This is a genomic window from Streptococcus mitis (assembly GCF_001074635.1).
GTDB classification, from domain to species: Bacteria; Bacillota; Bacilli; order Lactobacillales; family Streptococcaceae; genus Streptococcus; species Streptococcus mitis_E.
Window position 1 is genome coordinate 1 of the sequence record NZ_JUQO01000117.1, and the last position, 11736, is coordinate 11736.

Sequence of the window (11736 nt, forward strand, 5' to 3'; positions counted from 1 at the left end):
AAGTCTAAAAGCCAATCCATTTGCTTGTTTATAGTTTCTAGCAAGAAATAGAAAAAGGACCTACTTAATCTCTAAGTAAGTCCCCAAAATAGGCATGGCAAAAACGACCATACCTCACTTCTGACTTACTTATTGTTAGGTGTTCCGGCACCTTGTAGAAACATCGTGCCAATTCACGACATAAACAAGTAAAACGATATTTAAATTTAAATAGGCTTGAGCCAATGTTTTTATTTTACACCAAAAAACTTTAAAAATCAAATATTTCGTTAGTGTTTTGGTTTTAAAAACGAACAAATATAATAAAAATGGGCGAAAATTAACTTATCGGCTAACATTTAGAAGGTTTTTCCATCATAAAAGGGCATATTATCAAGATTTTTCAAGACTTGACAATATGCCTTTTTCTAACTTTAAAGACTTTTTCCCAATCTTTATTATTCTATTCACTAAATCTTAAAAAATAACCATCTGGATCCAAGACTGCAAACTCGTGAGGATAGATATAGTGATCCCCAACACGAAATTCTCTTTTTGTCAGTTGACGATGGATGGGATAGTTAGCTGACAGCAGATTTTGGTAGAGCTGGGGGACATCCTTGATGCCAAAGGAAATATTGACACCGCGCCCGAAAGGATAGGTCAGTTGGGCTAGTTCTTCTGCGCTGCCTTCTTCTAACATGAGCTGGCAGTCTTCAAGCGAGAGGAAGAGAAATTTCTCCTCGGGGCGCTCGTATTCGACAGAGAATCCCAACAAGTCGCAGTAGAAGTGGCGCGACTGTTCGATGTCAGATACTACAAATTCAGGAATGACAGCTTGATAGTCCATTCGTTTTCTCCTTAGAGTTCAATCTCCATGACAATGGGTGTGTGGTCTTGGCGCGCACCGGAGTCAATCATATCAGACTTGGTCACCTTGTCAGCCACGCGGTTGCTTGTCAGCCAGTAGTCGATTCTCCAGCCTGTATTGTTGATTTTAGAAGTCTTGCTGCGTTGTGCCCACCAAGTGTAGCGTTCTGGAACATCGCCATGAATATGGCGGAAGGTGTCGGTAAATCCAGTTGCCAAGAGGTTGGTAAATCCAGCACGTTCCTCGTCGGTAAATCCTGGTGAACGGCGGTTGCTAGCAGGATTTGCAAGGTCGATTTCATTGTGGGCTACATTGTAGTCACCGGTCGCAAGGACTGGTTTTTCTTTGTCTAGTTCAGCCAAGTACTCAGCATATTTGACATCCCAGATTTGGCGTTCTTCCAAGCGTTTGAGGCCATCGCCAGCGTTTGGAGTGTAAACTTGCGTTACGAAAAATTCATCAAATTCTAGAGTGATGATACGGCCTTCCAAGTCCATGGTAGACGGAGCACCGATTTCTGGGAAAGTGACAGTGGGTGTGAGTTCTTTCTTATAGAGGAACATGGTTCCAGCATAGCCTTTACGGGCAGGCTCTTGGGAAGAGCGCCACGTGTTTTCGTAGCCTGGGAAGAGTTCTTCTAAAATTTCCAAGTGTTTCTTTGTAGGCCCTTTGGCAGAAAGCTTGGTTTCTTGGATAGCGATGATATCAGCATTTTCTTCAACAAGGGTTTGTAGGACTTCTTGGGACAATTTGGCACGAGCTGAGTCACTAGTTAGGGCTGCGTTAAGAGAATCAATATTCCATGAGATAAGTTTCATAAAGTTACCTTTTTCATTCAGATTATAGATTTTATTATACCAAAAAAAGGTCTATTTCCCCAACGTATGGTTTGAAAAATCACTCTTTAGACTTTATCCTGAGAAAATAAAAATTCCCTAAACTATTTAGAAAAAAATCTAAATAGTTCTTGTATTTAGAATGGAAAGGTGTATAATGTTATTTAGAAAAACATCTAAATAGAAAGTGAAGTGTACAAATATGTCAAATAAGAGAACAATCCTTCTTTTTGTGGTCTTGGCTTATGCCCTTGCTTGGATAATATGGTTGGCACTATGGCTAAGTGGTGTTGGTCTAAATTCTCCATGGAGTCAGCTTGCTAGTATTGTAGCCATGTGGATGCCTGCACTTGCAGTCTTTCTCTTAGGGAAAATCACGAATCAATCTAGTGGAATCAAATCTAAATTAGTCGTGAATCTCAAGAGGAACTGGCGCTTTTACTTACTAGCTATCTGGTTACCAGCAGTCATCAGTTTTTTAGGAGCAGGACTTTATTTTCTTGTATTTCCTAGCAATTTCAGCCTCGGTTTTGAATCTATTCAAGCCATCTTACAAGAAAAAGGTGTCTCTCAATCAACCATTCCCTTATCTTTCTTGGCCTTGATTCAAATCCTAGCTAGTTTGACCTATGCTCCTTTTCTTAATAGTTTCTTTGCATTAGGGGAGGAAATTGGTTGGCGGGGCTATCTTTACCCAGTGCTAAGAGGACGCTTTTCAATAGTCCATACTCATGTCTTGCTTGGTCTCATTTGGAGTCTTTGGCATCTACCAATCAATTTGCAAGGCTATAATTATGGAATATCTTATTTTGCTTATCCCGTTTTGGGAGTTGTTGCTATGTTTCTATTTTGTTTTAGCCTAGGAATATTGTTGAGCTGGTTGTTGGAAAAGACAGGTTCTATCTGGGCTTCTGCCCTATTTCATGGGGCAATCAATGCAACTGCAGGTATTGGGTTACTCTTTCAATTACCAGGAGAAAAAGTTTCAAGCCTCTTGATTTTAGGCCCATCACCGACAGGAATACTATCAGTTCTACCTTGCTTAGTCCTAGCCCTACTAATATTACAAAGGGAAAGGAGCCATTATGAGTTTTGCAAATAGTTTTAAAGCCTTTTCTCATCCAGTTAGGAGAGAGATTTTAAATTTACTCAAAGCAGGTAGATTATCTGCAGGAGAAATTGCCAGTCAATTCGAGTTGACAAGTGCAACGATTTCACATCATCTCACGATTTTGAAAGCAGCGGATTTGATTCATGAAATGAAAGAAAAAAACTTTATTTATTATGAGTTAAATACATCGGTTTTAGAGGATATAATGGTTTGGTTAGCAGATCTGAAAGGAGATCATTTTGATGAAGATAAAAATCAATAAGAAATTGGTATTATTTACGAGCATTCTCATCCTACTACCTTCCCTTGTAGGTTGTGTTTTCTGGAATCAATTACCAGAGGAGATACCCACTCATTTTAATCTACTGGGTCAAGCAGATGGCTACAATCATAAAATGTTTGCTATCTTTGGATTACCGACTCTCATGCTTTTGATGCATTGGTTGCTTCTATTTTTAATGATTAAGGATCCTAAATCTAGCAATATCAGTTCAAAAATACAAGTTTTGATTTACTGGATTATTCCTTTTGTATCTTGTCTATTAATGATTTCTATCTTCGGAGAATATTTGGGTTATTCCATGATGAGTGGGCTACTAGCTCAGATTTTTATGGGAGTCGTGATGATCGTAATTGGAAATTATCTACCAAAAACACACCGAAATTATATAATCGGTATTCGACTACCGTGGACCTTGGAGAATGATGAAAACTGGAGAAAAACGCATCGTCTAGCTGGAAAAATTTGGGTATTAGGAGGATTGTTATTGTTTCTAAATTCCTTTGTTCAACTATATGTTTACTGGGTGTTTTTCTTGACACTTCTACTTGTGGTGTTGATGCCTGGTGTTTATTCATATCAATTATCAAAATCAGAATCTTGAAATAGCTACTGGAGTCATTAGTTAGAGAAGTTGGTCTGATATGTCCATTTCCCCAACGTATGGCTTGAAAAATCACTCTCTTTCGTTTATAATTAAGAATGATTTTATGAAAGGGAGTGAAAATAAATGAAATTTTACTCATATGACTATGTACTTAGCCAAATCAGTCAGCAAAATGGCATCATGATTGGCTTTGGAATTGTTCTCCTAGCTATCACAGGATTTTTTGCTTTTAAAGCCTATCGTGATAAAAAGGGGACTAAGTTTCGGGAATTGGTCATGATTTTGGCCTTGACCTTGGTGGCCATGCTTTTGGTGACAATCTCAAAATACCAGACCAATCAAGCCTCTAACAACCAATTTCAAACCTCCCTTCATTTCATAGAGGTTGTTTCCAAAGACTTGGGAGTGGATAAATCAGAAGTTTATGTCAATACTTCTGCAGCCACTGATGGAGCACTTATCAAGGTAGGTTCAAATTTCTATCGTGCCATGAACGGGAGCCAACCAGACAAGTATCTTTTAGAGAAATTAGAATTGCATCAAACAGACGCTATTGAATTGGTGGAGGTAAACAAATGACGCTCAACTATATGGAAATTTTAATCAAACTGGCCTTGGGGCTCTTCTCGCTTGTTTTTGTTATCAATGTGACAGGAAAGGGGAACCTAGCACCTAACTCTGCGACAGACCAAATTCAGAACTATGTTCTCGGTGGTATCATCGGTGGGGTGATTTACAATAGTTCTATCAGCATTCTCCAGTATGCAGTGATTTTGATGATGTGGACGATTTTGGTCTTGACCCTCAAGTGGCTCAATAACAATGTTCGTTTTGTCAAACGCTTGATTGATGGTAAGCCAACTCTCCTCATCAAAAATGGTCAGATTGACCCAGAAGCCTGTCGTTCAGTTGGCTTGTCTGCAGCGGAAGTAGCCCTCAAACTTCGTAGCCAAGGAATTTTCCAGATGAAGCAGGTCAAACGAGCTGTGCAGGAGCAAAATGGCCAACTCATCGTGGTCCAAATGGGAGATGAAAATCCTAAGTATCCAGTTGTGACTGACGGTGTGATACAAGTCGATGTTTTGGAGTCGATTGGTCGTAACGAAGAGTGGTTGCTTGATAACCTCAGCAAGCAAGGGCATGACAATGTAGCCAATATCTTTATCGCTGAGTATGACAAGGGTGCGGTCACAGTCGTAACCTATGAATAAGAAAAACCTGGGGTCTTGGCCTCAGGTTTCTATTTGCAATCAGAAAGGGATGTTATGTCCATTATTCAAAAACTTTGGTGGTTTTTCAAGTTAGAAAAACGCCGTTATCTAGTCGGGATTGTGGCCCTGGTCTTGGTTTCCGTCCTCAATCTCATTCCACCTATGGTTATGGGGCGGGTCATTGATGCCATTACATCGGGGCAATTAACCCAGCAGGATCTTCTTCTTGACCTATTTTACCTGCTGCTTGCGGCCTTTGGTATGTACTATCTGCGCTATGTGTGGCGTATGTATATCCTCGGGACTTCCTACCGTTTGGGACAGATTATGCGCTCTCGCTTGTTTGAGCATTTCACAAAAATGTCTCCAGCCTTTTATCAAACCTATCGGACGGGAGACCTGATGGCACACGCTACCAATGATATCAATGCCTTAACCCGTCTCGCAGGTGGAGGAGTCATGTCTGCGGTGGATGCCTCTATCACGGCTCTGGTGACTTTGTTGACCATGCTCTTTAGCATCTCATGGCAAATGACCTTGGTTGCCATTCTTCCCCTACCTTTCATGGCTTATGCGACCAGTCGTCTTGGGAGAAAGACTCATAAGGCCTTTGGCGAATCCCAAGCTGCTTTTTCTGAACTCAATAACAAGGTGCAGGAGTCCGTATCAGGTATCAAAGTGACCAAGTCTTTCGGTTATCAGGCAGATGAGCTGGAGTCTTTTCAGTCAGTCAATGCCTTGACCTTCCAAAAGAATCTCCAAACCATGAAATACGATAGTCTCTTTGACCCCATGGTTCTCTTATTTGTTGGTTCCTCCTATGTTTTAACCCTTCTGGTCGGCTCCTTGATGGTTCAGGAAGGGCAAATCACGGTTGGAAATCTGGTTACCTTTATCAGTTACTTGGATATGTTGGTCTGGCCTCTTATGGCCATCGGTTTCCTCTTTAATATTACCCAGCGAGGCAAGGTTTCTTACCAGCGGATTGAGGAACTTTTATCTCAGGAATCACCAGTAAAAGACCCAGAGTTTCCTTTAGATGGTATTGAAAATGGACGTTTGGAATATGCCATTGACAGCTTTGCCTTTGAAAATGAGGAAACACTGACGGATATTCACTTCAGCTTGGAAAAAGTGCAAACTCTGGGCTTGGTTGGGCAGACAGGTTCTGGGAAAACATCCTTGATCAAACTCCTCTTGCGTGAATATGATGTGGATAAGGGTGCTATTTACCTAAACGGTCATAATATTCGTGACTATCGTCTGACAGACCTTCGCAGTCTCATGGGCTATGTTCCTCAGGACCAGTTCCTCTTTGCGACTTCGATTTTAGACAATATCTGCTTTGGAAATCCTAATTTGCCCCTTTCGGCGGTAGAGAAAGCGACTAAGCTAGCTCAAGTTTACCAAGACATTGTAGCTATGCCTCAGGGATTTGATACGCTGATTGGTGAAAAAGGAGTCAGTCTTTCTGGTGGGCAAAAGCAGCGTCTGGCCATGAGTCGGGCTATGATTTTAGACCCTGATATCTTGATTTTGGATGATTCTTTGTCGGCCGTGGATGCCAAGACAGAGTATGCGATTATCGACAACCTCAAGGAGACGCGAAAGGACAAGACAACCATTATTACGGCTCATCGCCTCAGTGCGGTTGTCCATGCAGATTTGATTTTAGTTCTGCAAAATGGCCAAATTATCGAACGAGGCAGGCATGAAGACTTGCTAGCTTTGGATGGCTGGTATGCCCAAACCTACCAGTCTCAGCAGCTGGAAATGAAGGGAGAAGAAGATGCGGAATAAGAAAGAACAATGGGTTGTATTGAAGCGCTTGATGTCCTATCTCAAGCCCTATGGACTCCTGACCTTTTTGGCACTCAGCTTTCTCCTAGCGACGACGGTCATTAAAAGCGTCATTCCCCTTGTGGCCTCCCACTTTATAGACCAGTATCTGAGCAATCTCAACCAACTTGCTGTGATCGTTTTGCTGGCCTACTATGGCCTTTATATCCTACAAACTCTGGTCCAGTATGTCGGTAATCTTCTCTTTGCACGGGTGTCCTACAGTATTGTTAGGGATATTCGTCGGGATGCCTTTTTCAATATGGAGAAGCTGGGCATGTCTTATTTTGACAAGACGCCAGCAGGTTCCATCGTTTCTCGTTTGACAAATGACACTGAGACCATCAGTGATATGTTTTCGGGGATTTTGTCTAGCTTTATCTCAGCAGTTTTCATTTTTCTGACAACCCTTTACACCATGTTGGTGCTGGATTTTCGTTTGACAGCTTTGGTCTTGCTCTTTCTCCCCTTGATTTTCCTTTTGGTCAATCTCTATCGGAAAAAATCAGTGAAAGTCATCGAGAAGACCAGAAGTCTCTTGTCAGATATCAATAGTAAGCTGGCAGAAAATATCGAAGGAATCAGGATAATCCAGGCATTTAACCAAGAGAAGCGCCTGCAGGCAGAATTTGATGAGATTAACCAAGAACACTTGGTCTATGCCAACCGTTCTGTAGCCTTGGATGCCCTCTTTTTGCGCCCTGCCATGAGTTTGCTGAAACTCCTAGGCTACGCCGTTTTGATGGCCTATTTTGGCTACCGTGGTCTTTCTATCGGGATAACGGCCGGAACTATGTATGCCTTTATCCAGTATATCAACCGTCTTTTTGATCCCCTGATTGAGGTGACGCAAAACTTTTCAACCCTGCAAACGTCCATGGTGTCTGCAGGCCGTGTCTTTGCCTTGATTGATGAGAGGACCTATGAGCCCCTTCAAAATGATGGGCAAGCCAAAATCCAAGAAGGCAATATTCGTTTTGAACATGTATGTTTCTCTTATGATGGAAAACATCCGATTCTGGATGATATTTCCTTCTCCGTTAACAAGGGTGAGACCATTGCTTTTGTGGGGCATACAGGTTCTGGGAAATCTTCGATTATCAATGTCCTCATGCGCTTTTATGAATTCCAGTCAGGGCGAGTTCTCTTGGATGATGTGGATATTAGAGACTACAGTCAGGAAGAGCTAAGGAAAAATATCGGGCTAGTTTTGCAGGATCCCTTCCTCTATCATGGAACCATTAAGTCCAATATCGCCATGTACCAAGACATTAGTGATGAGCAGGTCCAGGCTGCTGCAGCCTTCGTGGATGCAGATTCCTTTATTCAAGAACTTCCTCAGGGATATGACGCCCCTGTTTCTGAGCGTGGCTCCAGTTTTTCAACAGGTCAGCGTCAGCTTCTTGCCTTTGCCAGAACAGTCGCCAGTCAGCCTAAAATCCTGATTTTGGATGAAGCGACAGCCAATATTGACTCTGAAACAGAAAGTCTGGTTCAAGTTTCTCTGGCTAAGATGAGACAGGGACGGACAACCATTGCTATCGCTCACCGCCTTTCTACCATCCAAGACGCCAACTGTATCTATGTTTTGGACAAGGGGCGCATTATCGAGAGTGGAACCCATGAGGAACTTTTGGCCTTGGGAGGAACCTACCACAAGATGTATAGCTTACAGGCAGGGGCCATGGCCTAATACTCGTTGATTTTCATTGAGCATAAGAAGGAAATCCTTCAAATTACAGATTTCTTTCACCGCCTTTTCCATTTTGTGGTATAATGAAAAATGTTGACAAATAGTATAATAAAAACAAAGGAGAAACAGCATGCTGAAATGGGAAGACTTGCCCGTGGAAATGAAATCAAGCGAGGTTGAGTCTTACTACCAGCTTGTCTCTAAAAGGAAGGGGTCGATGATTTTCAAGCGTTGCTTGGACTGGGTTCTAGCCTTGGTCTTACTGGTTCTGACCTCTCCCATCTTTCTCATTTTGAGCATTTGGATCAAGTTGGATAGCAAGGGGCCAGTGATTTACAAGCAAGAGCGCGTGACCCAGTACAATCGATCTTTCAAGATTTGGAAGTTCCGTACCATGGTGACGGATGCGGATAAAAAAGGTAGTCTGGTGACTTCAGCTAACGATAGTCGTATTACCAAGGTTGGCAATTTCATCCGCCGTGTCCGTTTAGACGAACTGCCTCAGCTGGTCAATGTCCTGAAAGGCGAAATGTCCTTTGTCGGTACACGACCTGAAGTGCCACGCTACACAGAGCAGTATAGCCCTGAAATGATGGCAACCTTGCTTTTGCCAGCAGGAATTACCTCTCCAGCCAGCATTCACTACAAGGATGAGGACACTATCATCAGTCAAATGACGGAGAAAGGTTTGTCGGTTGATCAGGCCTATGTAGAGCATGTTCTTCCTGAAAAGATGCGCTATAACCTCGCCTATCTCCGAGAGTTTAGTTTCCTTGGAGACATCAAAATCATGTTTCAAACCGTGTTTGAAGTGCTAAAATAAAGTAGTCATGAGAAAATGAGTACAGATAAAAGGAGCAAATCAATGCCAAATTACAATATTCCATTTTCACCTCCCGATATTACAGAAGCAGAAATTGCTGAAGTAGCGGATACCCTGCGTTCTGGTTGGATCACAACAGGTCCTAAGACAAAAGAACTGGAGCGTCGTTTGTCTCAATACACACAGACGCCTAAGACTGTCTGCCTCAACTCTGCGACTGCCGCTCTTGAGTTGATTTTGCGCGTCTTAGAAGTGGGACCTGGTGATGAAGTCATTGTTCCAGCTATGACTTACACAGCTTCATGTAGTGTCATCACTCACGTAGGAGCAACCCCTGTCATGGTGGATATCCAAGCAGGTACGTTTGAGATGGACTATGACCTGCTGGAGCAAGCTATCACTGAGAAAACTAAGGTGATTATCCCAGTAGAGCTCGCAGGGATTGTTTGCGATTATGATCGTTTGTTCCAAGTTGTGGAGAAAAAACGTGACCTCTTTACCGCTTCAAGCAAGTGGCAAAAGGCCTTTAACCGTATTGTGATTGTCTCTGATAGTGCCCATGCTTTGGGATCTACTTATAAAGGACAACCAGCTGGTTCTATCGCTGACTTTACTTCCTTCTCATTCCATGCCGTTAAGAACTTTACAACGGCAGAAGGTGGAAGTGCGACTTGGAAAGCCAATCCAGCAATTGACGACGAAGAGATGTACAAGGAATTCCAGATTCTGTCGCTTCATGGTCAAACTAAGGATGCTCTTGCCAAGATGCAACTGGGGTCATGGGAATACGATATCGTCACACCAGCCTACAAGTGCAATATGACCGATATCATGGCTTCACTTGGTTTGGTACAATTGGACCGCTATCCAAGTTTGTTACAACGTCGTAAGAATATCGTGGACCGCTATGATCGTGGTTTTGCAGGTTCTCGTATCCATCCATTAGCACACAAGACTGAAACTGTCGAATCTTCACGCCACCTCTACATCACCCATGTAGAAGGAGCAAGCTTAGAAGAACGCAATCTCATCATCCAAGAATTAGCCAAAGCAGGAATTGCAAGTAACGTACACTATAAACCGCTTCCTCTCTTAACAGCCTATAAGAATCTTGGCTTTGATATGGCTAATTATCCTAAGGCTTATGCCTTCTTTGAAAATGAAATTACGCTTCCACTTCATACTAAATTAAGCGATGAAGAAGTAGACTATATCATTGAGACTTTCAAAACAGTTTCTGAAAAAGTGCTAACTTTATCAAAAAAATCGTAAAAAAGTCTTGACAAAGAAAAAACAAAGTATTAAAATAAGTTCAACAAATCAGAAAAGTAACTATTTTTGATCTTCAGGGAGCCTGTGGTGATTGTGAACAGGTGGTTGGGAGTAGTGAAAGTGGGCTGATTTTAGAAATGAATTTGAAACAATGAAAATTCGGTGCGCACACCTTACAGTGCAACTTGTTGTTAGACAAGGTAGAGATGTAAAGGGGATAGTCCCTTTATAATTGAGGTGGCACCGCGTTACCAACGCCCTCACGCAGAAGTATATTCTGTGTGTGGGCTTTTTTCGTAACATGATAGCGATAGAAAGTGGAAAGATTCCAACTATCAAGGAAAGAAGCTAGTAAAGGTGTACCGAAATGAAAATCTCATCATCAATGTCTCTGGTCGTGGAGACAAGGACGTAGCTGCGATTGCAGACTACCTAGAAGCTAAAAAATAATAGATGGAAAAATTACAGTCCTTTCTCTCACAGAGAGCTTGTGGTTGCTGGAAACAAGTAGAGAAAGTTGTAAGGTTGGGTCCATCTGAAACAAGAGAAGAAAACATAATTCTCAAGGGAGTGCCCTTTATCGCACAGCCTGTTACAAGAGGTTTCTGAGACAGGAATGAGAGATAGGAGAAATCCTATAATTGAGGTGGCACCGCGAATTTCGTCCTCACGCAAGTTGTTTTGCGTGGGGATTTTTATATGTCTATTATAGGTTCAGCTGTTTAGTTTTAAATTATTGTTCATTATTAAATAGATTGCTACAAAAAATTTGCGAACGAAGTGAGCTTTTAAAAGATATTTCCCGCCATAGTGGTATCCTATAGAAGCAAATATGCTTCTATAGGACGGAATTTTTGAGACCTAAGGCTCAAAAATTAGGGATGAAATTTCGGAGAAAGTTGCTCCCGTCCGCACTATTTAAGGGAAATAGAAAAAGATAAAAAATTAAAAATAAGGAACTGAAAGGGAAATTACAATGGAACGAATCATTCATGGAGATGTCTTATCACCAATCTTGGCTTATATGCGCTTAAAGGGGCAACACAAGGTGATCTTAGAGAGTATTCCGAGAGACAAGGAAACAGCTCGTTTTTCTATCCTAGCCTATAATCCAGTTTTTGAGATTAAGTTTGAAAATGGAATTCTTTATCAAAATGGTCAAGTGATTGATCGGGATCCCTTGGATTTCCTTTATGAAGTGACTCATAAGAGAC

11 protein-coding genes, 1 pseudogene, 1 riboswitch and 2 other annotated features are annotated in these 11736 nt (G+C 41.8%); of the genes and pseudogenes, 10 read left to right on the plus strand and 2 right to left on the minus strand.

The window, feature by feature from the left end; translation table 11 throughout:
- Positions 1–112 precede the first annotated feature (112 nt).
- Positions 113–208: riboswitch (purine riboswitch) on the minus strand.
- A gap of 234 nt (positions 209–442) precedes the next feature.
- Both ADI58_RS04960 and ADI58_RS04965 read right to left on the minus strand, forming a co-directional pair.
- Positions 443–829 (minus strand): bleomycin resistance protein, encoded by a 387-nt coding sequence (locus ADI58_RS04960; protein ID WP_000386226.1) that lies wholly within the window; start codon positions 827–829, stop codon positions 443–445.
- 11 nt (positions 830–840) lie between these two features.
- Positions 841–1668 (minus strand): exodeoxyribonuclease III, encoded by an 828-nt coding sequence (locus tag ADI58_RS04965; protein WP_000767478.1) that lies wholly within the window; start codon positions 1666–1668, stop codon positions 841–843.
- A 220-nt stretch (positions 1669–1888) separates the two neighbouring features.
- Between ADI58_RS04965 and ADI58_RS04970 the strand changes: the two genes are divergently transcribed.
- From ADI58_RS04970 to ADI58_RS05020, 10 genes and pseudogenes are all read left to right on the plus strand, one after another.
- Positions 1889–2788, plus strand: coding sequence for a CPBP family intramembrane glutamic endopeptidase (locus ADI58_RS04970; protein ID WP_049521688.1), 900 nt, complete (start codon positions 1889–1891; stop codon positions 2786–2788).
- Positions 2772–3059, plus strand: coding sequence for an autorepressor SdpR family transcription factor (locus tag ADI58_RS04975; RefSeq protein ID WP_049521689.1), 288 nt, complete (start codon positions 2772–2774; stop codon positions 3057–3059). Before ADI58_RS04970 ends, ADI58_RS04975 begins: the two co-directional genes overlap by 17 nt.
- Positions 3040–3681, plus strand: coding sequence for an SdpI family protein (locus tag ADI58_RS04980; protein WP_080982470.1), 642 nt, complete (start codon positions 3040–3042; stop codon positions 3679–3681). The genes ADI58_RS04975 and ADI58_RS04980 overlap by 20 nt, the downstream gene beginning before the upstream one ends.
- 126 nt (positions 3682–3807) lie before the next feature.
- Positions 3808–4263 (plus strand): DUF3290 family protein, encoded by a 456-nt coding sequence (locus ADI58_RS04985; RefSeq protein WP_000675329.1) that lies wholly within the window; start codon positions 3808–3810, stop codon positions 4261–4263.
- On the plus strand, positions 4260–4895 hold the full coding sequence (locus ADI58_RS04990; protein WP_020900360.1) for a DUF421 domain-containing protein: 636 nt from the start codon (positions 4260–4262) through the stop codon (positions 4893–4895). Before ADI58_RS04985 ends, ADI58_RS04990 begins: the two co-directional genes overlap by 4 nt.
- A 54-nt stretch (positions 4896–4949) precedes the next feature.
- Entirely contained in the window at positions 4950–6695 is a 1746-nt protein-coding gene (locus ADI58_RS04995; protein WP_049521690.1) for an ABC transporter ATP-binding protein, read from the plus strand.
- Positions 6685–8427 (plus strand): ABC transporter ATP-binding protein, encoded by a 1743-nt coding sequence (locus ADI58_RS05000; protein WP_049521691.1) that lies wholly within the window; start codon positions 6685–6687, stop codon positions 8425–8427. The genes ADI58_RS04995 and ADI58_RS05000 overlap by 11 nt, the downstream gene beginning before the upstream one ends.
- A 130-nt stretch (positions 8428–8557) precedes the next feature.
- Positions 8558–9250, plus strand: a complete 693-nt coding sequence (locus tag ADI58_RS05005; RefSeq protein WP_049521692.1) for a sugar transferase — start codon at positions 8558–8560, stop codon at positions 9248–9250.
- Positions 9251–9292: 42 nt separating this feature from the next.
- The gene (locus tag ADI58_RS05010) at positions 9293–10522 is read left to right on the plus strand and encodes a DegT/DnrJ/EryC1/StrS family aminotransferase (protein WP_049521693.1); all 1230 of its coding nucleotides are present in this window, start codon (positions 9293–9295) and stop codon (positions 10520–10522) included.
- Positions 10523–10556: 34 nt separating this feature from the next.
- Positions 10557–10787, plus strand: a binding site (T-box leader).
- A 181-nt stretch (positions 10788–10968) separates the two neighbouring features.
- Positions 10969–11194, plus strand: a binding site (T-box leader).
- A gap of 304 nt (positions 11195–11498) precedes the next feature.
- A pseudogene (locus ADI58_RS05020) lies at positions 11499–11736 on the plus strand (anthranilate synthase component I); the annotation flags it as partial.